The organism is Frigoribacterium sp. ME-P-080, from assembly GCF_030209595.1.
Taxonomy (GTDB): domain Bacteria; phylum Actinomycetota; class Actinomycetes; order Actinomycetales; family Microbacteriaceae; genus Frigoribacterium.
The window spans coordinates 18,846-39,062 of record NZ_JARVRR010000010.1 but is presented as its reverse complement, the minus strand read 5'-3'; the positions used below and the strand labels follow the sequence as shown (position 1 = coordinate 39,062).

23 protein-coding genes are annotated in these 20,217 nt (G+C 69.2%); 20 read left to right on the top strand and 3 right to left on the bottom strand.

The genetic code is table 11. From position 1 onward, the window contains the following. Nucleotides 1–35 precede the first annotated feature (35 nt). The 10 genes from QRN23_RS14350 (at nucleotide 36) to dapF (ending at nucleotide 10,363) form a co-directional block, all read left to right on the top strand. Entirely contained in the window at nucleotides 36–2,894 is a 2,859-nt protein-coding gene (locus QRN23_RS14350) for an FtsK/SpoIIIE family DNA translocase (protein WP_285063916.1), read from the top strand. A gap of 3 nt (nucleotides 2,895–2,897) precedes the next feature. After that, nucleotides 2,898–3,545: a CDP-diacylglycerol--glycerol-3-phosphate 3-phosphatidyltransferase gene (gene pgsA / locus QRN23_RS14345; RefSeq protein ID WP_277959578.1), complete on the top strand. Its 648-nt coding sequence runs from the start codon at nucleotides 2,898–2,900 to the stop codon at nucleotides 3,543–3,545. Further along, a complete protein-coding gene (locus tag QRN23_RS14340; RefSeq protein ID WP_056048098.1) occupies nucleotides 3,542–4,033 on the top strand; it encodes a CinA family protein in 492 nt (163 codons plus the stop codon). The genes pgsA and QRN23_RS14340 overlap by 4 nt, the downstream gene beginning before the upstream one ends. A gap of 149 nt (nucleotides 4,034–4,182) precedes the next feature. After that, nucleotides 4,183–4,491: a helix-turn-helix domain-containing protein gene (locus QRN23_RS14335; protein ID WP_043596680.1), complete on the top strand. Its 309-nt coding sequence runs from the start codon at nucleotides 4,183–4,185 to the stop codon at nucleotides 4,489–4,491. 70 nt (nucleotides 4,492–4,561) lie between these two features. Further along, entirely contained in the window at nucleotides 4,562–4,786 is a 225-nt protein-coding gene (locus QRN23_RS14330; RefSeq protein ID WP_056048094.1) for a DUF3046 domain-containing protein, read from the top strand. A 294-nt stretch (nucleotides 4,787–5,080) separates the two neighbouring features. Continuing rightward, nucleotides 5,081–6,142 (top strand): recombinase RecA, encoded by a 1,062-nt coding sequence (gene recA, locus QRN23_RS14325; RefSeq protein ID WP_056048091.1) that lies wholly within the window; start codon nucleotides 5,081–5,083, stop codon nucleotides 6,140–6,142. Beyond that, complete coding sequence (locus tag QRN23_RS14320; RefSeq protein ID WP_285063913.1) at nucleotides 6,139–6,960, top strand: regulatory protein RecX; 822 nt, start codon at nucleotides 6,139–6,141, stop codon at nucleotides 6,958–6,960. Before recA ends, QRN23_RS14320 begins: the two co-directional genes overlap by 4 nt. A 37-nt stretch (nucleotides 6,961–6,997) precedes the next feature. Further along, nucleotides 6,998–8,575, top strand: a complete 1,578-nt coding sequence (miaB, locus tag QRN23_RS14315; protein ID WP_285063912.1) for a tRNA (N6-isopentenyl adenosine(37)-C2)-methylthiotransferase MiaB — start codon at nucleotides 6,998–7,000, stop codon at nucleotides 8,573–8,575. Nucleotide 8,576: 1 nt separating this feature from the next. Beyond that, nucleotides 8,577–9,488 carry a tRNA (adenosine(37)-N6)-dimethylallyltransferase MiaA gene (gene miaA / locus QRN23_RS14310; RefSeq protein WP_285063911.1) on the top strand — a complete coding sequence of 304 codons (912 nt, stop codon included), beginning with the start codon at nucleotides 8,577–8,579 and terminating at the stop codon, nucleotides 9,486–9,488. Continuing rightward, a complete protein-coding gene (dapF, locus tag QRN23_RS14305; RefSeq protein ID WP_285063910.1) occupies nucleotides 9,485–10,363 on the top strand; it encodes a diaminopimelate epimerase in 879 nt (292 codons plus the stop codon). The genes miaA and dapF overlap by 4 nt, the downstream gene beginning before the upstream one ends. Nucleotides 10,364–10,406: 43 nt before the next feature. Here dapF and QRN23_RS14300 read toward each other — a convergent pair whose 3' ends face one another. Continuing rightward, a complete protein-coding gene (locus tag QRN23_RS14300) occupies nucleotides 10,407–11,027 on the bottom strand; it encodes a class I SAM-dependent methyltransferase (protein WP_285063909.1) in 621 nt (206 codons plus the stop codon). Between the two features lie 76 nt (nucleotides 11,028–11,103). Between QRN23_RS14300 and hflX the strand changes: the two genes are divergently transcribed. After that, nucleotides 11,104–12,651: a GTPase HflX gene (gene hflX, locus QRN23_RS14295; protein ID WP_123571780.1), complete on the top strand. Its 1,548-nt coding sequence runs from the start codon at nucleotides 11,104–11,106 to the stop codon at nucleotides 12,649–12,651. Between the two features lie 96 nt (nucleotides 12,652–12,747). On the opposite strand, the gene lexA is transcribed toward hflX, so the two are convergent. Next, on the bottom strand, nucleotides 12,748–13,461 hold the full coding sequence (gene lexA / locus QRN23_RS14290; RefSeq protein WP_277959582.1) for a transcriptional repressor LexA: 714 nt from the start codon (nucleotides 13,459–13,461) through the stop codon (nucleotides 12,748–12,750). A gap of 272 nt (nucleotides 13,462–13,733) precedes the next feature. On the opposite strand from lexA, the gene QRN23_RS14285 reads away from it, so the two are divergent. The 6 genes from QRN23_RS14285 to QRN23_RS14260 all read left to right on the top strand — a co-directional run bounded on the left by QRN23_RS14285 (nucleotide 13,734) and on the right by QRN23_RS14260 (nucleotide 18,154). Next, a complete protein-coding gene (locus QRN23_RS14285) occupies nucleotides 13,734–14,102 on the top strand; it encodes a LysM peptidoglycan-binding domain-containing protein (RefSeq protein WP_056048071.1) in 369 nt (122 codons plus the stop codon). Between the two features lie 101 nt (nucleotides 14,103–14,203). Continuing rightward, entirely contained in the window at nucleotides 14,204–15,289 is a 1,086-nt protein-coding gene (locus QRN23_RS14280; RefSeq protein WP_285063908.1) for a histidinol-phosphate transaminase, read from the top strand. After that, a complete protein-coding gene (gene hisB, locus QRN23_RS14275) occupies nucleotides 15,286–15,903 on the top strand; it encodes an imidazoleglycerol-phosphate dehydratase HisB (protein ID WP_056048065.1) in 618 nt (205 codons plus the stop codon). Before QRN23_RS14280 ends, hisB begins: the two co-directional genes overlap by 4 nt. Further along, complete coding sequence (gene hisH / locus QRN23_RS14270) at nucleotides 15,900–16,538, top strand: imidazole glycerol phosphate synthase subunit HisH (RefSeq protein ID WP_285063907.1); 639 nt, start codon at nucleotides 15,900–15,902, stop codon at nucleotides 16,536–16,538. The genes hisB and hisH overlap by 4 nt, the downstream gene beginning before the upstream one ends. Before the next feature lie 66 nt (nucleotides 16,539–16,604). Then, the gene (gene priA / locus QRN23_RS14265) at nucleotides 16,605–17,351 is read left to right on the top strand and encodes a bifunctional 1-(5-phosphoribosyl)-5-((5-phosphoribosylamino)methylideneamino)imidazole-4-carboxamide isomerase/phosphoribosylanthranilate isomerase PriA (protein WP_043596701.1); all 747 of its coding nucleotides are present in this window, start codon (nucleotides 16,605–16,607) and stop codon (nucleotides 17,349–17,351) included. After that, nucleotides 17,351–18,154: an SseB family protein gene (locus QRN23_RS14260; RefSeq protein WP_285063906.1), complete on the top strand. Its 804-nt coding sequence runs from the start codon at nucleotides 17,351–17,353 to the stop codon at nucleotides 18,152–18,154. The genes priA and QRN23_RS14260 overlap by 1 nt, the downstream gene beginning before the upstream one ends. A 57-nt stretch (nucleotides 18,155–18,211) precedes the next feature. Here QRN23_RS14260 and QRN23_RS14255 read toward each other — a convergent pair whose 3' ends face one another. Next, nucleotides 18,212–18,544: a DUF1844 domain-containing protein gene (locus tag QRN23_RS14255; protein ID WP_043596743.1), complete on the bottom strand. Its 333-nt coding sequence runs from the start codon at nucleotides 18,542–18,544 to the stop codon at nucleotides 18,212–18,214. Between the two features lie 378 nt (nucleotides 18,545–18,922). On the opposite strand from QRN23_RS14255, the gene infC reads away from it, so the two are divergent. The 3 genes from infC to rplT are packed head-to-tail and all read left to right on the top strand — an operon-like array spanning nucleotide 18,923 to nucleotide 20,188. After that, nucleotides 18,923–19,573, top strand: a complete 651-nt coding sequence (gene infC, locus QRN23_RS14250) for a translation initiation factor IF-3 (protein WP_082060163.1) — start codon at nucleotides 18,923–18,925, stop codon at nucleotides 19,571–19,573. Between the two features lie 3 nt (nucleotides 19,574–19,576). Further along, a complete protein-coding gene (rpmI, locus tag QRN23_RS14245; protein ID WP_043596704.1) occupies nucleotides 19,577–19,771 on the top strand; it encodes a 50S ribosomal protein L35 in 195 nt (64 codons plus the stop codon). Nucleotides 19,772–19,801: 30 nt separating this feature from the next. After that, nucleotides 19,802–20,188, top strand: coding sequence for a 50S ribosomal protein L20 (gene rplT / locus QRN23_RS14240; RefSeq protein ID WP_043596706.1), 387 nt, complete (start codon nucleotides 19,802–19,804; stop codon nucleotides 20,186–20,188). Nucleotides 20,189–20,217: the final 29 nt, after the last annotated feature.

The window sequence follows — 20,217 nt, the reverse complement described above, 5'->3', positions numbered from 1 at the left end:
GGCCGCTGTCGGTGCCGAGAGGTACCTTGGAGCCCATGGCCACGCCCACCAAGTCGACCGCGCGCGCTCGCTCGTCGTCGCGAGCGTCGCAGACCTCCGGCGTCACCAAGGCGACCAAGAAGCTGCCCGCGTCCCGTCAGCCCGACCCGGTCCCCGACGGCCCAGGGCCGTTCGTGGCGGCGTGGATGGGGCTCGCGCACCTGACCGGGGGCGCGTTCCGGCTCCTGGGCAAAGAGTCCCTGGCGAAGGACGAGCGGCGAGACGGCGTGCCGTTCCTGCTCGTGCTGCTGGCGATCGCCGGGGCCGTCGTCGAGTGGCTCAACCCGACCAGCCCCCTCGCGGTCGGCTTCGACGCCTACACGTTCGGCGGGCTCGTGGGGCGCGTGGCCTACGCCCTGCCGGTCATCATGATCCTCTTCGCGGGCTGGCTCTTCCGGCACCCGGCGTCCGTCCACGACAACACCCGCATCGGCATCGGACTGGGCCTGTCCATCGTCTCGATCAGCGCTCTGTGCCACATCTTCGGAGGGCAACCCGAGGCCGCTGCCGGGCTCCGGGCCCTCGCCACCGGTGGCGGCGTGCTGGGTTGGGTCGTGGCGTCCTGGCTCGTCGCTCTCGCCACCGAGTGGGTCGCGGTGCCTCTCGTCGTCATCTTGCTGGCGTTCTCGCTGCTCATCATCACCAAGACGCCGCCGAACCGCATCCACCGCCGTCTGGGCGAGCTCTACTCCTACCTCTTCGGCGAGACGACCTCGGCTGCGGACGGGGCCGACGCCGATCCCGACCTCGTCGACCTGGCAGAGTCCGAGTCGTTGCCCTGGTGGCGGCGGAACAAGGACCAGCGCGAGGAGGACCCCGCATACGACACCCCACTCGTGAAGGCGGACGAGTCGTCCGCCACCGAGCCGTCCGGACGACGTCGACGGAAGAAGCCCGTCTTCGAGCCGAGCGTGGACGACGCGGGCAGCGCCGCCGCGGCGGGTGCGGCAGGCTCCGCCGCGCCGACGACGGCTCCGACCGACGTCTTCTCCGCCGACCTCCTCGGCGACCTCGATCGGGCAGAGGACGCCGTCCGTGCCCAGGGGTTCGACGTCCCGTCCGTTCAGCCCACCGCGTCGACCACGGTGCTCCCGGTCGTCCCGGTCGTCCCGGTCGTCCCGGCCGAGCCCGTCGGCGAGAGCGACGCAGCGGCCGACTTCCTGGCGGTCGACCCCGACGAGGCGGCACCGCCCTCTCTCGACGAGGTCGACGACGGTGCCGAGAGCGCCCCGTATCGCCTCCCCGCTGCCTCGAGCCTGTCGGTCGGCGAGCCCGCGAAGGCCCGCAGCGAGGCGAACGACGCGATCGTGGCCGCCATCAGCCAGGTGCTCGACCAGTTCAACGTCGACGCCAAGGTGACCGGCCTCAAGCGCGGTCCGACCGTCACGCGGTACGAGATCGAACTCGGTCCCGGCGTCAAGGTCGAGCGGGTCACCGCCCTGACCAAGAACCTCGCCTACGCGGTGGCCTCCAACGAGGTCCGCATCCTGTCGCCGATCCCCGGCAAGAGTGCGATCGGCGTCGAGATCCCCAACACCGACAAAGAGATCGTCGCCCTCGGCGACGTCCTGCGGTCCTCAGCGGCGAGCAAGAGCGTCCACCCGCTCACGATCGGCGTCGGCAAGGACGTCGAGGGCGGCTACGTCGTGGCCAACCTGGCCAAGATGCCGCACCTGCTCGTGGCCGGCGCCACCGGGTCGGGTAAGTCCAGCTTCATCAACTCGATGATCACCTCGTTGCTGATGCGCGCCAAGCCGACCGACGTCCGCATGGTGCTGATCGACCCCAAGCGGGTCGAGCTCTCGATCTACGCCGGCGTGCCGCACCTGATCACGCCCATCATCACGAACCCCAAGAAGGCCGCCGAGGCCTTGCAATGGGTCGTCAAAGAGATGGACATGAGGTACGACGACCTCGCCAGCTTCGGCTTCCGGCACATCGACGACTTCAACCGCGCCGTCGTCGGTGGCGAGATCGTCCTCCCCGTCGGCAGTCAGCGCAAGCTCAAGCCGTACCCCTACCTCCTCGTGGTCGTCGACGAGTTGGCCGACCTCATGATGGTGGCTCCGCGCGACGTCGAGGACAGCATCGTCCGCATCACCCAGCTGGCCCGTGCGTCCGGAATCCACCTCGTTCTCGCGACGCAGCGCCCCTCGGTCGACGTCGTGACCGGACTCATCAAGGCGAACGTCCCCTCGCGCTTCGCGTTCGCCGTCTCGAGCGTCACCGACTCGCGGGTGATCCTCGACCAGCCCGGGGCCGACAAGCTCATCGGTCAGGGCGACGGGCTGTTCCTCCCCATGGGTGCTTCCAAGGCCATGCGCGTCCAGGGCGCCTGGGTTCAAGAGAACGAGATCGCCCAGGTCGTGGCCCACGTCACCCGCCAGGCGCGACCCGACTACCGCCCCGACGTCGCCGCGGTGGTCGAGAAGCGCGAGATCGACGGTGACATCGGCGACGACCTCGAGTTGCTCCTCGCGGCTGCCGAGCTCGTGGTCAGCACGCAGTTCGGTTCGACGTCGATGCTCCAGCGCAAGCTGCGCGTCGGGTTCGCCAAGGCCGGCCGCCTGATGGACCTCATGGAGTCGCGAGACATCGTCGGTCCGTCCGAAGGGTCGAAGGCTCGCGACGTGCTCGTCACCACCGAGCAGCTCCCCGGTGTGCTCGCGAAGCTGCGCGGGGGCGACGCGGCCTCCGACGCCGGCGCCGGCCGCGCCTCCTCGGGGTCCTCTTCCGCCGCGCGCGCCGACGCCGGTGACTACGACGGCGATCCGGTCGAGGCCATGACCCGTGGGTACGCCGAGGACGACGACGCCGGCAGCGAAGACGCCTGGCACCTGACCGGCAGGGAGTAGACCATGAGCCACGACGACGCCTCCCGCCCGACGGCAACACGCTCGGCCTTCTCGTTCCGAGGTCGGGTGGCCTCGAGAGGGCCCGGGCCCGCCAGCACCGGCAACATCGCGAACGTGATCACCGTCGTGCGCATACTCATGGCGCCGCTGTTCATCGCCTGGTTGCTGATCGACGACGGGGCCGACGGCTCACTCCGCGTCTGGGCCGCTGCCCTGTTCGTCGTCGCGATCCTCACCGACAGCCTCGACGGCATGCTGGCCCGTGGCCTCGACCTCGTGACCGACTTCGGCAAGATCGTCGATCCGATCGCCGACAAGGTGTTGATCGGTGGCGCACTCGTCTCGCTCACCATCCTCGGTGAGCTGCCGTGGTGGGTCACCGCCCTCATCCTCGTCCGCGAGGTCGGCATCACCGTCTACCGCTTCGCCGTCCTGCGGGACCGGGTGATCCCGGCCTCCCGCGGCGGCAAGGTCAAGACCGTGCTGCAAGCCGTCGCGGTGACGCTGGCGCTCTTCCCCCTCTGGAACGTCGTCGGAGAAGGCATGCACTGGGTCAACGGCGTGCTCATGACGGCGGCCACGGTCGCCACCCTCGTCTCCGGGGCGGACTACCTGCGCGTGGCGATGAAGCACGGACGAACCTCCGCATGACCGTGGCTGCCGACCTCGTGGCCGAGTTGACGAGCAGGGGGCTGACGGTCGCCGTCGCCGAGTCCCTCACCGGCGGTGCCCTGGTCGCCGAACTCGTGTCCGTGCCCGGAGCCTCGGCCGTCGTCCTGGGCGGGGTGGTCGCTTACCAGACAGAGCTCAAGCACACGCTCCTCGGGGTCGATCCAGGACTGCTCGCGCGACACGGACCCGTGCATCCCGACGTCGCCGCGTCCATGGCCGTCGGGGTTCGGGATCGGTTGGCCGCAGGCGGTCACCCGGCCGACATCGGTCTCGCGACCACCGGCGTCGCCGGTCCCGACCCCCAGGGCGGTCACGCACCCGGAACGGTCTTCGTCGGTCTGGCGGTGCCCGGTGACGTCCGCGTCGCCGAGCTCTCGCTCGCGGGCGACCGGCAGGCCATCCGAAACGCCACCGTCTCCGAATCCCTCGCAGCACTCGATCGATGGCTGGTCGAGACGAGGGAATAGCCGGCGTTTCGGTCTCGTTACATCTCTCGAGTTCACAACAGGTGCACAGTCCCCGATGGCTACAGTCGTGGTCAGTCGGTCCGAGCACCACCCGCCGTCCCCCATCTGCAACCATCCCGGCAGATGGGTCGTCCCCGAAGGAGGGTCCCATGGTCCTGGTACGTCAAGAAATCGGCGACGTCCTTCGCGACTTCCGTCTGCAGAAGGGTCGCACGCTCCGTCAGGTCGCGAGCAAGGCCAGCGTCGCCCTCGGTTACCTCAGCGAGGTCGAGCGGGGTCAGAAAGAAGCGAGTTCCGAGATCCTCGCGTCCGTCGCGGACGCCCTCGAGACGCCCATCTCGGTCATCATGCGCGAGGTCGGTGACCGCATGGCCGTCATCGAGGGGCTGAACCCGATCCCCGACACGCTTCCGGACGACCTCGTCGCCGAGTTCGACTCCGACCTCGCGGTCCGCTGACCGTCCTTCGTCGCCACGAACGCCCCCGGCTCCCGCCGGGGGCGTTCGTCGTCCGGGGTACCCTCGTCTGATGCGCAAGAGCGAGTTCGCCCGGGCCGTCGAGGACGAGTTCGGAGAAGCCTACGGTCGGGTGGTCACCCGGGATCTCGTGATCCAGTCGCTCGGTGACAGGACCGCCGACCAGGCGATCGCGCAGGGCGAGTCACCCCGCGACGTGTGGCTCGCCCTCTGCGACGCCGAGGGCGTCCCCATGGGCCGTCGCCACGGTGTGGGGTTGCCCGAACCGACGGACTGAGGCGCAGTCCGGTCGGGCGTGTGTTCGACACGCCGAGGCCGATGGGTCGAACACCTGTTCGGACGGGTGGTAGCGTCCTCCACAAGGACGTGGACGAGCGAGTTCTGTACGTCGGGCCCCCACCGCCACTGCGATGTCGGAGGTGGCCCGTAGCGTTTCTCGCATCGACGTCCCGCGTCACCGGCACATGCCGGCGACACCAGCCTTGTCGTAGCGACGACGACCTTGCACCACCGGTCGGCGTCGACGCGACAGCCTACAGGCGCACGGACGACCACCACGAAGGAGAACGACATGCCCTCAGTTGAAAACCGCGAGAAAGCACTCGAGACGGCTCTCGCCCAGATCGACCGCCAGTTCGGCAAGGGCGCCGTCATGCGCCTCGGCAGCGACGAGCGTGCTCCCGTGGCGGTGATCCCCACCGGCTCGATCGCCCTCGACGTCGCTCTCGGCATCGGTGGCATCCCTCGTGGCCGCATCGTCGAGATCTACGGTCCCGAGTCGTCCGGTAAGACGACCCTGACCCTGCACGCCATCGCGAATGCCCAACGCAACGGCGGCATCGCTGCGTTCATCGACGCCGAGCACGCTCTCGACCCCGAGTACGCCAAGAAGCTCGGCGTCGACATCGACGCGCTGCTGGTCTCGCAGCCCGACACGGGTGAGCAGGCTCTCGAGATCGCCGACATGCTCGTCCGTTCGGGGTCGATCGACCTCGTCGTCATCGACTCGGTCGCCGCGCTCGTGCCGCGTGCCGAGATCGAGGGTGAGATGGGCGACTCGCACGTCGGTCTGCAGGCTCGACTCATGTCACAGGCATTGCGCAAGTTGACCGGTGGGCTCAGCCAGACCGGCACCACGATGATCTTCATCAACCAGCTGCGCGAGAAGATCGGTGTCTTCTTCGGCAGCCCCGAGACGACGGCCGGCGGAAAGGCGCTCAAGTTCTACGCGTCCGTACGTCTCGACATCCGCCGCATCGAGACGTTGAAGGACGGTACCGACGCGGTTGGCAACCGCACCCGCGTCAAGGTCGTCAAGAACAAGATGGCTCCGCCCTTCAAGCAGGCCGAGTTCGACATCCTCTACGGTGTAGGCATCTCGCGCGAGGGCAGCCTCATCGACTTCGGTGTCGAGCACGGCATCGTCCGCAAGTCGGGTGCCTGGTACACGTACGAAGGCGACCAGCTCGGTCAGGGCAAAGAGAACTCGCGCAACTTCCTCATCAAGAACGCCGCCATCGCTCAAGAGATCGAGCAGAAGATCCTCGCCAAGCTCGGAGTCGGTGGTGCCAAGCCCGTCGAAGCGCCCGTCGAGTCGATCGAGGCCAAGATCGCCGCTCGCAAGGGCGCATGACCACGCGCGACGACGACGCCACGGGGGCGGGTCCCGCTGTCGACGGCGTTGACAGCGGGCGGCTCGCGCCGGTCACGCCCCTCTTCGGTGTTGCAACCGGATCGTCGACGTCCGGCGAGAGGGTCGCTCCAGCGGCTTCGGACGCTCCGTCCCACGATTCCGAAGCCGTCCTGACGGCCATCAGCGCCCACTGGGTCGGCGACGCGTCCCCGCTGGCCTCGGAGGCCGACCACCCGTCCGCGCGAGGTTCTCGGGCGGGCGCGGCCGGTCGGCCCAAGGCCACCGGGTTCGACGATCAGCCCGACGACGGGCCGGAGGACCTCGAAGCGCAGAAGCGACGGGCGGAGAACGTCAGCCTGCACGCCCTCTCGCGCCGTGGTGTGTCCTCTCACGAGATGGAGAAGCTGCTTCTCTCGCGTGACCTAGATGAATCGGTCGTCGCCGACGAGATCGCTCGGCTCGAGCGGGTGGGCCTGCTCGACGACAGCGAACTGGCCGCGACCCTGGTCCGGTCGAAGCAAGAGCGCAAGGGGCTGGGCCGCGGGGCCGTCACGTCCGAACTCCGCGCCCGTGGAATCGATCCGTCGATCATCGACGAGGCGCTGTCCGACACGGACGACGACGAAGAGCAAGAACGTGCCGACGGATGGGCTCGCAAACGGGCCGGTTCGTTGCGCGGGCTCGACCGCGAGACGGCGGAGCGTCGTCTCAACGGGTACCTGATGCGCCGCGGGTACCGGTCCGAGGTCGTGCGTCGTGCCATCGAGAAGGCCCTGCCTCGGGGTGGCAGCGGTCGGGGCGGCGTCCGCTTCGAGTGATCGGCTCGGGGGTGGCGGCGATCTACACTGAGTCACCATGACGACGGTCGCCACCACCAGCATCCCCTCGCCCGTCGACGGCCCGGCCCGCACGTACGAGGTCCGTACCTTCGGGTGCCAGATGAACGTGCACGATTCGGAGCGGTTGAGTGGTTCACTTGAGGCGGCCGGCTACGTGGCCGCCGACGGAGCCGAGGCCGACATCGTCGTCATCAACACCTGCGCAGTACGCGAGAACGCCGACAAGAAGCTCTACGGGACCCTGGGGACCCTCGCCGGCCTGAAGAAGAAGCACGAAGGCATGCAGATCGCCGTCGGCGGGTGCCTGGCCCAGAAAGACAAGGACGTCATCCTCGACAGGGCGCCGTGGGTCGACGTCGTCTTCGGTACGCACAACATGGGTGCCCTGCCCACGCTGCTCGAACGCGCGCGGCACAACGACGAGGCCCAGCTCGAGATCCTCGAAGCGCTCGACGTCTTCCCTTCGACCTTGCCGACCAAGCGCGAGTCCACGCACAGCGGCTGGGTCTCGATCTCGGTCGGCTGCAACAACACCTGCACCTTCTGCATCGTCCCTTCGCTCCGAGGCAAGGAGAAGGACCGCCGCCCCGGCGACATCCTCGCCGAGGTCGGGGCGCTCGTCGACGACGGGGCCGTCGAGGTGACGCTGCTCGGGCAGAACGTGAACTCGTACGGTGTCGAGTTCGGCGATCGACTCGCCTTCGGCAAGTTGCTGCGGGCCGTCGGCGCGATCCCCGGGCTCGAGCGGGTGCGCTTCACCAGCCCGCACCCGGCGTCCTTCACCGACGACGTCATCGCCGCCATGGCCGAGACGCCCGCTGTGATGCCCCAGTTGCACATGCCCCTGCAATCGGGGTCCGACCGGGTGTTGCGGGCCATGCGACGCAGCTACCGCAGCGAGAAGTTCCTCGGCATCATCGATCGTGTGCGCGCGGCCATGCCCGACGCCGCGATCAGCACCGACATCATCGTCGGGTTCCCCGGCGAGACCGAGGACGACTTCGCCGAGACCCTCCGGGTCGTCGAACGATCCCGGTTCGCCTCGGCGTTCACGTTCCAGTACTCGGTGCGCCCCGGGACACCCGCGGGCGAGATGGCCGACCAGATTCCCAAGGCCGTCGTCCAAGAACGGTTCGAGCGGTTGACGGCCGTTCAGGACCGCATCTCGGCCGAAGAGAACCGTCGCCAGGTCGGGCGTCCCGTCGAGGTCCTCGTGGCCACCGGCGAGGGGCGGAAGGACGCCTCCACCCACCGTCTCTCGGGTCGCGCCGAAGACAGCCGTCTCGTCCACTTCGAGGTGCCGACGGGTGCTGCCGTTCCGCGACCCGGCGACGTCGTCAGCGTGAGGATCACCGACGCCGCGCCGTTCTACCTGCTCGCCGATGCGGTCGAGGGGCCCGAATCCCTCTACGAGGTCCGTCGCACGCGCGCGGGTGATGCTTGGGACGCCGCGCAGGCCGCCTCGTGCGGGGTGCCGTCCGGGGGCGACGCGACCCGCGCCTCCTCGGCTCGGCCGGCGAGGGTGAGCCTCGGTCTGCCCACGCTGCGGGTGGCGACGACGCCGGTCTACAGCACGACCGACGACCTCCGCTGACGTGCTGGTCGCGATCGTCGGAGCGACGGGCACGGGGAAGTCCGCCTTCTCGCTGGACCTCGCCGAGGCACTGTCGGCCCGGGGCGAGACGGTCGAGATCGTCAACGCGGACGCCATGCAGCTCTACCGGGGCATGGACGTCGGCACGGCCAAACTGCCGGTCGCCGAACGGCGAGGCTTCGCGCATCATCTCCTCGACGTCCTCGACGTCACCGACGAGGCGAGCGTCGAATGGTATCAACGCGAAGCCAGGGACCTCATCGACGGCATCGTCGCGCGCGGGGCGGTGCCGGTCCTCGTCGGTGGGTCCGGGCTCTACGTCTCGAGCGTGTTGTTCGACTTCCGGTTCCCCGGCACCGACCCTGCGATCCGGAGTCGCTACGAGGCGATCGCCGACGAGCAGGGGCCAGGGGCGCTGTACGACTTGTTGAGAGAGCGTGATCCGGCGTCCGCCACGTCGATCGGGCCCTCCAACGCCCGACGTCTCGTCCGGGCGCTCGAGGTCGGGGACCTCACCGGCCGTCCCCTCTCGGGAACGCTGCCCGAGAAGTCGTCACCGTGGCGGCCGTCGATCGTCTTCGGCGTGGCCGAGGAGCGCCCCGTGCTCGTCGAACGTCTCGACCGACGCGTCGACCAGATGTGGCGAGACGGCCTCGTCGACGAGGTGCGGGGTCTGCTTCCCCTCGGGCTCGAGCGAGGGGTCACGGCGAGCCGGGCGATCGGTTACGCGCAGGCCGTCGCCCAGATCCGGGGTGAGCTCGGCGAGGGGGACGCCATCGATGCCACGGCGGCCCTCACCCGTCGCTACGCCCGCCGCCAGGCGAGTTGGTTCCGCCGGTACGACGACGTCGAGTGGTCCCGCTCGGGCGACGCCCAGGCGGTCGACCGGGCCGTGGCTAGAATCCTGGGGTGACCACCACGCTGCAGTTCACCAAAGGGCACGGCACGGGCAACGACTTCGTCTTGTTCACCGATCCCGATGCGGGCACCGACCTGAGCCCCGCCATGATCCGGGCCCTGGCGGACCGGAGGTTCGGGGTGGGCGGGGACGGGGTCATCCGTGCGGTCCGCACGGCGGCGTTGTCCACCGAGGCGGGCCTGCTCGAGACCGAGCCGCGCGCCGAGTGGTTCATGGACTACCACAACGCCGACGGCAGCCCGGCCGAGATGTGCGGCAACGGCATCCGTGTCTTCGCGCGCTACCTCCTCGAGCGGGGGCTGGTCCAGCTGGGCGAGGACGACGTGCTCGTCGTCGGCACGCGGGCCGGCGCGCGTGAGGTGCGTCGTGACGGCACGGGCTTCCGCGTCGACCTGGGGCCGTGGAGGCTCGGCGACGACGATCCGGTCGTGCGGGCGCGCGAGCTGCACGCGGCGCGTCCCGGCCTGCCGATCTCGGTGGGCAACCCCCACGTGGTGGTGGCACTCGCCGGCGACGGCGAACTGGACGGTCTCGACCTGACCTACGTGCCGATCGTCGACCCGGCCCCGGCCGACGGGGCGAACGTCGAGTTCGTGGTCCCGGCGGATCCGCTCGTGGTCGACGGGCTGGGTCGCATCCGCATGCGTGTCCACGAGCGGGGCAGCGGCGAGACCCTGTCGTGCGGCACCGGTGCGGCAGCGGCCGCCCTGGCGACGCGGTTCTGGGCAGGAGCCTCGGCACCCGAGGCCTGGTTGGTCGAGGTCCCCGGCGGCGTCGTGGGCGTGTCGGTGAGTCATCACGCCGATGGTGAGCACGTCTCGCTCAGCGGGCCGGCCGAACTGGTCTTCACCGGCGCGCTCGAACTCTGAGCCGCGCCGGGAGCCGGCGTCCAGATCTCGGCGAGAAGACCGATCAGTCGGCGTCGGTGAGTCGCTCGGCACGCAAGATCCGGTATCCCTTGCTGGTGGAGGCGCGGGTCACGTCCACGACGCCGGTCATGGTCTCGTTCATCCAGCGCTGCAGGGAGTCGGCCCCCAGGTTCTTCTGCACGACGAGCCACGCGTCCGACCCCGCGTCGAGGCGGGGGAGCCACCGTTCGAGCAGGGAGTGCAGTTCGGCCTTGCCGACCCGGATCGGCGGATTCGACCAGATCGTCGCGAAGCGGAGATCGCCGGGAACACCGTCGGGGGTCACGGCGTTGACGTTCTCGAGGCCGACCGACCGCGCGTTCTCGCGCACGAGGTCGAGCACTCTCTCGTTCACGTCGACGGCCCAGACCGTCGCGTCGGGTGACGACAACGCGAGGCTCAGTGTGATGGGGCCCCACCCGCACCCGACGTCCAACAGATGGCCCGCCCTCGGCGGCGTCGGCGTGCCCGCCAGCAGGACCGAGGTGCCCGGGTCGACGCGGCCGGGGCTGAAGACGCCGGCAGCCGTGGTCAGGGTCAGCTCCCGTCCTGCGAGGACGACCTCGATCGTCCGGGGCTTGGCCTCGCTGCCGGGCTGGGGGGAGAAGTAGTGCTCGCTGGCCATGGTCGCCAACCTACCGAACATCCGGCAGGGCCTCGCTCCCTGCTCTCCGCACACCGAAAGGGTTAGTATCACCCCGATGACAGACCACACCACGACCCCGCTCGATCCGGAGCGGAACGACCAGCCCGACGACGTCGTCGCGCGCGTGCTCGATCGTGCGGCCCAGAGGGCATCCGGCTACACCGTGTTCTCGCCGGCTCAGGCCATCCAGACCCGCTCGTTGCACCACGACGGCGACTCCGACGGCGATCAGTCCGAGCGCGACGACCGCCAGGCCCTCCGCCGCGTAGCGGGCCTGTCGACCGAACTGCAGGACGTCACCGAGGTCGAGTACCGGCAGTTGCGCCTCGAGAACGTCGTCCTGATCGGCGTCTACTCGCAGGGGTCGATGGCGGACGCCGAGAACTCCCTCCGTGAACTCGCTGCCCTGGCCGAGACGGCGGGGGCGGTCGTGCTCGACGGACTGCTGCAGCGACGGCCGAACCCGGACCCGAGCACCTACCTGGGCAAGGGCAAGGCCGAAGAACTGCGGGGAACGGTCGCGGCCCTCGGCGCCGACACCGTCATCGCCGACACCGAACTGGCCCCCAGCCAGCGACGCGCCCTCGAGGACGTGGTCAAGGTCAAGGTGATCGACCGTACGGCGGTCATCCTCGACATCTTCAGCCAGCACGCCAAGAGCCGGGAGGGCAAGGCGCAGGTCGAACTGGCCCAGCTCGAGTACCTCCTGCCCCGTCTCCGCGGTTGGGGCGAGTCGATGTCCCGCCAGGCCGGTGGACAAGTCGGAGGCGCGGGTGCCGGAATGGGCAGCCGCGGGCCCGGTGAGACCAAGATCGAGCTCGACCGGCGCCGCATCCACACCCGCATGGCCCGGCTCCGCAAGCAGATCAAAGAGATGAAGCCTGCCCGCGACGCCAAGCGGGCCAACCGTGACCGCAACGAGGTGCCCACCGTCGCCATCGCCGGATACACGAACGCCGGGAAGTCCAGCCTCCTGAACCGGTTGACGAGCGCGGGCGTCCTCGTCGAGAACGCGCTGTTCGCGACCCTGGACGCGACGGTCCGCAAGAGCGTGACGGCCGACGGTCGTCCCTTCACGTACGCCGACACCGTCGGATTCGTCCGGAACCTCCCTCACCAGCTGGTCGAGGCATTCCGATCGACGCTCGAGGAGGTCGAGGCGTCCGACGTCATCGTGCACGTCGTCGACGGGTCGCACCCCGACCCCGCCGCCCAGCTCGCCACCGTCCGAGACGTCATCGCCGAGGTCGACGGTCGCGACATCGCCGAGATCGTCGTCTACAACAAGAGCGACCTCGTCGACGACGACCAGCGTCTCGTCCTGCTCGGGCTCGAGCCGACGGCGGTCTTCGTCTCGGCACGGACGGGTGAGGGCATCGACGAGCTGCTGGCCCGCATCGCAGCCGTCCTGCCCGAACCCGAGATCGAGCTCGACCTGTTGGTGCCGTACGACCGCGGCGACGTCGTCTCCCACCTCCACGACTCGGGCCGCATCGTCAGCACGGACTACGAAGAAGAGGGCACCCGGGTCCACGCCCGTGTCTACCCGAGTGACGTCGCCGGGCTCACGCCCTACGTGGCTCCCGTGGGCGTGGGGCGCTGACGCCGAGCCCCACGTCCTCGAACGACGAAGCGCCGACCACCTGTGGTGGTCGGCGCTTCGTCGTGCGCGGGGCGGGTCGCCACCGCCGAGAGAGGATCAGACGGAGCGCAACACGGCGACGACCTTGCCGACGATCTGCGCATGGTCGCCGACGATGGGTTCGAACGCGCTGTTCCGGGGAAGCAGCCAGGTGTGGCCGTCTCTCTGGCGGAACACCTTGACGGTCGCTTCGTCGTCGAGCATGGCCGCGACGATGTCGCCGTTCTCGGCGTCCTGCTGCTGCCTCACGACGACCCAGTCCCCGTCGCAGATCGCCGCGTCGATCATCGAGTCGCCGACCACCCGCAACATGAACAGTTCGCCCTTGCCGACGAGTTGACGCGGCAGGGGCATCACGTCCTCGATCTGCTGCTCGGCCGTGATGGGGATGCCGGCGGCGATCCGTCCGACCATGGGGACGTGAGCCGTGTCGCCGTCGTCACTCGTCGTGAAGACGGTGGCCGGGGCCGCCGCCGGCGCCGTCGCGTCCACGAGGACCTCGAGGGCTCGGGGTCGGTTCGGGTCGCGGCGGATCTTGCCGGCGAGTTCGAGCTGGTTCAGCTGGTGCGTGACGCTCGACAGGGACTTGAGGCCGACGGCGTCGCCGATCTCGCGCATGCTCGGGGGATACCCGCGGTGTCCGATGCTCTCGGTGATCGCGGCGAGGATCGACTCCTGCTTCGCCGTCAACTCCTTGCGGGGGAGGACACCCGGATCGAGCTGACGGGGGGCGTCGGTGGCCGCCTGCGGGGTGCGCTTCGGGTCGCTCATGGGTCTCCTGCCGTCGATGTCGGTGGTCCCTGTTTGACTCTTACCACCGATCGAAACCGTATCCGATCGGGCGGTGTCGACAAAACACATGTTCGAGTGTGTCGCGTTATCGCCTCCCGATCCACAGCGATTCCGTCCGGTGATACCTGTCGCGGGGGTTGAAAGCCTCGGCAATCGAATGTATGTTCGGAACACGTCTTCGTGCCTGGCATTCCCGGCCGAGTGCCGGGCACGAACTCGTCCCCTGTCTTCCACGGTGAAAGGACCACCTCATGAGCGTCACCTCAGCATCAGCAGTTGTGTCCCCCGTCGACTCGACCCGAGTCGTGCGCACGCGTCTGCGCATCACCCGGCGGGGCCGCGCGGTCGTCGCCGCGCTCGTCGCGGTCCCGCTCGTCGTCGTGGCGGGTGCGCTCGTCCTCAACGGTGGCGGCGCCGTCGCGTCCGACACGACGGGTCGCGCGGACTTCCAGCACGTGACCGTCGACGGTGGCGAGACGCTCTGGCAGGTCGCCTCGGAGATCGACCCCGACGCCGATCCTCGCGACGTCATCGCCGACCTTGTCTCGCTCAACAACCTGCCGAGCGCCGAGGTCTCCGCCGGGCAGAGCCTCGCCGTCCCCGCTCAGTACGCTCGCTGAACTGCCGCCGCCGACGAGGTGGGTGGTCCGGCCCACTGACATCGTGTTCGTTCGGTGGCGACCGACCCGACACACCGTCGGCCCGCCCGTACGATGGTGGGGTGTCCTTCAGTCTCGACGACCTGCCCATCCGTGACGACCTCCGGGGGCTGGCGCCCTACGGCGCTCCCCAGAAGAAGGTCCCGGTCGCTCTCAACGTCAACGAGAACACGCATCCCATCCCCGAGGACGTCGCTCGCGACATCGTCGAGTCGGTGGCCCGGGCGGTCCTCGACGTCAACAGGTACCCCGATCGTGAGTTCACGACGCTGCGCGACTCGCTGGCGGCTTACCTCGGTCACGACCTGACCCGCGACAACATCTGGGCGGCGAACGGCTCCAACGAGGTCATTCAGCAGCTCCTCCAGGCCTTCGGAGGCCCGGGCCGATCCGTCCTGGGGTTCCCCCCCACGTATTCGATGCACTCGATCATCGCCACGGGCACCGGCAGCCGGTGGATCGAGGGTCGTCGTGACGAGGGGTTCCGCATCTCGCCCGAGACCGCGGTCTCCGAGATCGAGCGCACCCGTCCCGACATCGTCTTCTTCTGCGGACCGAACAACCCCACGGGCACCCCTCTCGATCTCGCCACGATCGAGGCTGCCTACGACGCGACGGACGGCATCGTCTTCGTCGACGAGGCCTATGCCGAGTTCATGCCGGCCGACCAGCCGACGGCACTGACCCTCCTGGCCGGCCGCGAACGACTGGTCGTGTCCCGCACGATGAGCAAGGCGTTCGCGTTCGCCGGTGCCCGGGTCGGCTACCTGGCCGCGCACCCGGCCGTGGCCGACGCACTGCGTCTCGTGCGCCTCCCGTACCACCTCTCGTCCCTGACGCAGGCGGCGGCCGTCGCAGCGCTCTCGCACGCGAGCGAGATGCTCGCCATGGTCGACGACATCAAGGCCCAGCGTGATCGCATCGTGCACGAGCTGACCGAGCTCGGGTACGAGCCATGGCCCACCTGGTCGAACTTCGTCCTCTTCGGCGGGGTCGACGACCCGACCGACGTCTTCGAGCGCCTGCTCGAGCGGGGCGTCATCGTCCGCAACCTGGGCATCCCGAACCACCTGAGGGTCAGCGCGGGCACCGAGGCCGAGACCACCGCGTTCCTCGAGGCGCTCCGCGACATTAGGCTCTCTTCGTGACCGAGACGACCCGCGCCGCCCGTACCGCTTCCCTCTCGCGCGAGACGAGCGAGTCCAGCATCGCCCTCGCCCTCGACCTCGACGGTTCGGGCCGATCGACGATCGACTCGTCGGTGCCGTTCTTCGACCACCTCCTGACGGCGTTGTCGAAGCACTCCCTGATCGACCTCGAGGTCACCGCGAAGGGCGACACGCACATCGACGTCCACCACACCGTCGAAGACATCGGCATCACGTTCGGCACCGCGCTGAAGCAGGCGCTCGGCGACAAGTCGGGCATCTCTCGCTACGGTGACGCGCTGGTCCCGCTCGACGAGGCCCTCGTGCAGGCGGTCGTCGACGTGTCGGGGCGCCCGTACCTCGTGCACACGGGCGAGCCGGAGGGGTTCGAGTACCACCTCATCGGCGGGCACTTCACCGGCTCGATGGTCCGGCACGTCTTCGAGGCGATCACCTTCCACGCCGGCATCACCGTGCACGTCCGCGTGCTGGGCGGGCGTGATCCGCACCACATCGCCGAGGCCGAGTTCAAGGCGTTCGCCCGGGCGCTCCGCCAGGCGGTCCAGCCCGACCCGCGCGTCAGTGGCATCCCGTCGACGAAGGGCGCCCTGTGACCGGCGCGCGTCCCTCCGTCGTCGTCCTCGACTACGGCAGCGGCAACGTCCACTCGGCCGTCAAGGCCCTCGAGTTGGCGGGTGCCGACGTCGAGCTGACGTCCGATCGCGCCCGGGTGCAGGCGGCCGACGGCCTCTTCGTCCCCGGCGTCGGTGCGTTCGCAGCCGTCATGAGCCAGCTCGAGTCCGTCCGCGGTGGCGAGCTGATCGACCGACGGTTGGCCGGCGGGCGTCCGGTCATGGGCATCTGCGTCGGCATGCAGGTCTTCTTCGAGGGCGGCGTCGAACGCGGCAACAGCACCGGTGGCCTCGGGGCGTGGCCCGGCGTGGTCGACGAACTGAAGGCCGACGTCCTGCCGCACATGGGCTGGAACACCGTCGACGTTCCCGAGGGCAGCGTGCTCTTCGACGGGGTGGCCGACGAGCGGTTCTACTTCGTCCACTCGTTCGCCGCACAAGAGTGGTCCCTCGACGTGATCCGACCCTTCACCGAACCGCACGTCACGTGGGCCGACCACGGCGGCCGCTTCGTCGCCGCCGTCGAGAACGGCCCGCTCTGGGCGACGCAGTTCCACCCCGAGAAGTCGGGCCGGCCGGGCATCCGGCTGCTCTCGAACTGGCTCGGCACCCTCTGACCCCGGCGCGACCGACCCGATCGCGCCTCCTGACCCTGCGGTGCCCGGCGCCGTGAGAGAGACGACATGAGCGAGTTCTGCACCACCCCCGCCCTGACCCTGTTCCCCGCCGTCGACGTGGCGGGCGGTCAGGCCGTGCGCCTGACCCAGGGTGAGGCCGGCAGCGAGACGAACTACGGCGACCCGGTCTCGGCAGCCGACGACTGGGCGAGCCAGGGCGCCGAATGGCTGCACCTGGTCGACCTCGACGCCGCCTTCGGGCGCGGAGACAACCGCGCCGTCATCAAGAGGGTCATCAAGCAGGTCAAGGGCGTCAACGTCGAGCTCAGCGGTGGCATCCGCGACGACAAGTCCCTCGAGGACGCGTTGAGCACCGGTGTGAAGCGCATCAACCTCGGTACCGCGGCCCTCGAGAACCCCGAATGGGCCGCCCACGTCATCGCCGAGTACGGCGAGGCGGTGGCCGTCGGGCTCGACGTCCGGGGTACCACGCTGGCGGCGCGGGGTTGGACCGAAGAGGGCGGCGATCTCTGGACCGTCCTCGCGCGGCTCGAAGAGGCCGGCTGTGCGCGCTACGTCGTGACCGACGTGACGAAGGACGGCACGCTCCAGGGTCCCAACGTCGACCTGTTGCGTCAGGTGATGGAGCACACCGATCGTCCGGTGATCGCCTCGGGGGGCATCTCGAGCCTCGACGACCTCGTGGCTCTGCGTGAGCTCGTGCCGCAGGGGCTCGAGGGCGCCATCGTCGGCAAGGCGCTCTACTCGGGAGCCTTCACCCTCGGCGCAGCCCTCGACGTCGCGTCGAACTGATGACGACCGCGCCGGGCGGACCGGGGCACGCACACGACGATCCCGGTCCCGGCGGAGACAGCGCCGGGCGTCCGTGGGCCGGGCGAACCTTCGACCATCACGACACGGCGCACGCCGGAGACGACGGGTCAGCCGACCCGGACCTGCTCGACGCCCTCCTCGGGTTCCGCGAGGGGCGGCTCGGAGAGAGCGACGTCGTCGACGCCCTCCGTCCGGCGCGCCTGCTCGTGCCTCTGGTCGCCGTGGCGGGGGACGAAGGTCTCGACGACCACGGTCGCCGCGTCGACAAGACGCAGGAGCTCTCCATCGTCACGGTCTCGGGTCCCGACGGCCGGGACGTGTTGCCGGCATTCACCTCGGTAGAGACCTTGACGCGGTGGCGTCCCGCTGCCCGACCGGTGCCGGTGGAGGCTCGGCGCGTGGCCCTCGCGGCCGCCTCGGAGTCGACCGACCGCATCGTGGTCGACCCCGGATCGATCACCGAGTTCGGTCTGCGTCGTCCGGCCGTCTGGGCCGTCGCGCAAGACCTCCCGTGGGTGCCGAGCCACCACGACGAAGACGTCCTGCGCGCGTTCCTCGACGCGTCACGTGACGAGGAGGCGCTGGTCAGCCTGGTCGTCGCGCCCGGCTATCGAGACGCCCGGCTCGGTGCCCCCGAGATCGTCGTCCAGCTGGGCGTGGCGCCGGGTCTGGACCGCGACGCCCTTCACGCGCTGCTACAGCGACTGCAGGCGGCCTGGGCCGCCGATCCGGTGATCGCCGACCGGGTCGACAGCATGTCGGTGAAGGTCGTCCCGGGCTGAGGAAGAGCCGTCCGTCAGGGTGCGGGAGCCGGACGCGCGGTACGGGGGACGCGCCGTTCAGTTGACGGGGCCGGTGTACTTCTCGCCGGGGCCCTGGCCGATCGCGTCAGGGATGGCCGACGCTTCACGGAAGGCGAGTTGCAGCGACCGCAGGCCGTCGCGGAGCGCCCGGGCGTGCTGGTCGCCGATCTCGGGTGCGCTGGCGGTCACGAGTCCGGCGAGGGAGGTGATGAGCTTGCGGGCCTCGTCGAGGTCGGTCTGTCGCTGCGGGTCGTCGGCCAGGCCGACCTTCACCGCGGCGGCGCTCATCAGGTGGACGCAGACGGTGTTGATGACCTCGACCGCGTTGACGTCGGCGATGTCACGGGCGGCGTCGTCACCGAAGTGCAGATCGTCCTCGAACCGCGCCGTCGAGGGGGAGGTGTCGGGCGACGTGGCCGGTGCCGGATCGCCGAAGCGGGCGTCGGGAATGGGTGCGTCGTCGGGGGAGTGGCTCACGAACTGATCCTCTGCTAAACTCGTCCAGGCTCGGAGCGTCTGCTCCGTGCGAAAGTGGAGATTCTCCCACCCGCGCTTGACCGTTAGACAAGGTTACCGGGTTGTTGGCACCCCGTTCGATCAGCACCACCGTTCCACCTCGGTCCTCGTCAGAGGCCTCGGGCAGACGGTGATCGAGCAGCCAGGGTGCGGTGTGATGCGTCGTCAGACGGTGCCCGCACGAAACTCCTCTTTCTCTGGCGAGGCCGTCCGGCCCCGCCAGATGCAGAAATGACGACAGAGGAGTTCCGCATCAGCGATCCCCGTACGAACGACCGTATCCGCGTCCCCGAGGTCCGCCTCGTCGGGCCCGCAGGTGAGCAGATCGGCGTCGTTCCCATCGCCATGGCCCTGCGTCTCGCCGCAGAGGCCGAGCTCGACCTGGTCGAGGTGGCCCCCAACTCGAAGCCTCCCGTGGCCAAGATCATGGATCACGGAAAGTTCAAGTACGAGGCTGCGCAGAAGGCGAAAGAAGCCCGTCGCAACCAGGCGAACACGATCCTCAAAGAGGTCCGTTTCCGCCTGAAGATCGACAAGCACGACTACGAGACGAAGCGCAAGCGCGCCGAGGGCTTCCTCCAGGGCGGCGACAAGGTCAAGGCCATGATCCTGTTCCGTGGTCGCGAGCAGTCGCGTCCCGACCAGGGTGTCCGCCTGCTCCAGCGCTTCGCCGAAGACGTCTCCGAGTGGGGCAGCGTCGAGTCGACGCCCACCATCGACGGCCGCAACATGGTGATGGTCATCGGCCCGCACAAGAACAAGTCCGAGGCCAAGGCCGAGGCAGAAGCTCGCAAGGCGGCCAACAAGCCGCCGAAGCACCCGACGTCCGACGAGGTCCCGGCCGATGCACCGGCCGAGCGACCGACAGAAGAAAGTAAGTAAGACATGCCCAAGCAGAAGACCCACTCCGGCGCCAAGAAGCGCTTCAAGGTCACCGGTTCCGGCAAGATCATGAAGCAGCAGGCTGGCATGCGCCACAACCTCGAGGTGAAGAGCGCCAAGCGCAAGGCTCGCCTGAACCAGGACCAGGTGCTCGCTCCCGCCGACGCCAAGGTCGCCAAGAAGCTTCTCGGTCACTGACCGCTGACACGAACGTAGAGGAACAAGAAAATGGCAAGAGTCAAGAGAGCGGTCAACGCCGCCAAGAAGCGTCGCGTCATCCTCGAGCGTGCCGAGGGTTACCGCGGTCAGCGTTCGCGCCTGTACCGCAAGGCCAAAGAGCAGGTCACGCACTCGCTCGTCTACTCGTACCGTGACCGTCGTGCGCGCAAGGGCGAGTTCCGTCGTCTGTGGATCCAGCGCATCAACGCCGCGTCGCGTGCGAACGGCCTGACCTACAACCGCCTCATCCAGGGTCTGTCCCTGGCCGGCGTCGAGGTCGACCGTCGCATCCTGGCCGAGCTGGCCGTCAACGAGCCCGCCACGTTCGCGTCGCTCGTCGCCACCGCCAAGGCCGCGCTGCCCGCCGACACCTCGGCCCCCAAGGTCGCCGCGTAGTCGCACCCGCACCACCCTCGAGGCCCGAC

Coding starts and splice junctions, on each gene's coding strand:
- infC (WP_082060163.1), top strand. CDS start 18,923: ATGACGACAGAGGAGTTCCGCATCAGCGATCCCCGTACGAACGACCGT.
- lexA (WP_277959582.1), bottom strand. CDS start 13,461: ATGAGCGACCCGAAGCGCACCCCGCAGGCGGCCACCGACGCCCCCCGT.
- QRN23_RS14320 (WP_285063913.1), top strand. CDS start 6,139: ATGACCACGCGCGACGACGACGCCACGGGGGCGGGTCCCGCTGTCGAC.
- priA (WP_043596701.1), top strand. CDS start 16,605: ATGAGCGAGTTCTGCACCACCCCCGCCCTGACCCTGTTCCCCGCCGTC.
- miaB (WP_285063912.1), top strand. CDS start 6,998: ATGACGACGGTCGCCACCACCAGCATCCCCTCGCCCGTCGACGGCCCG.
- QRN23_RS14285 (WP_056048071.1), top strand. CDS start 13,734: ATGAGCGTCACCTCAGCATCAGCAGTTGTGTCCCCCGTCGACTCGACC.
- rpmI (WP_043596704.1), top strand. CDS start 19,577: ATGCCCAAGCAGAAGACCCACTCCGGCGCCAAGAAGCGCTTCAAGGTC.
- QRN23_RS14260 (WP_285063906.1), top strand. CDS start 17,351: ATGACGACCGCGCCGGGCGGACCGGGGCACGCACACGACGATCCCGGT.
- recA (WP_056048091.1), top strand. CDS start 5,081: ATGCCCTCAGTTGAAAACCGCGAGAAAGCACTCGAGACGGCTCTCGCC.
- rplT (WP_043596706.1), top strand. CDS start 19,802: ATGGCAAGAGTCAAGAGAGCGGTCAACGCCGCCAAGAAGCGTCGCGTC.
- QRN23_RS14335 (WP_043596680.1), top strand. CDS start 4,183: ATGGTCCTGGTACGTCAAGAAATCGGCGACGTCCTTCGCGACTTCCGT.
- QRN23_RS14300 (WP_285063909.1), bottom strand. CDS start 11,027: ATGGCCAGCGAGCACTACTTCTCCCCCCAGCCCGGCAGCGAGGCCAAG.
- QRN23_RS14330 (WP_056048094.1), top strand. CDS start 4,562: ATGCGCAAGAGCGAGTTCGCCCGGGCCGTCGAGGACGAGTTCGGAGAA.
- pgsA (WP_277959578.1), top strand. CDS start 2,898: ATGAGCCACGACGACGCCTCCCGCCCGACGGCAACACGCTCGGCCTTC.
- QRN23_RS14350 (WP_285063916.1), top strand. CDS start 36: ATGGCCACGCCCACCAAGTCGACCGCGCGCGCTCGCTCGTCGTCGCGA.
- hflX (WP_123571780.1), top strand. CDS start 11,104: ATGACAGACCACACCACGACCCCGCTCGATCCGGAGCGGAACGACCAG.
- QRN23_RS14340 (WP_056048098.1), top strand. CDS start 3,542: ATGACCGTGGCTGCCGACCTCGTGGCCGAGTTGACGAGCAGGGGGCTG.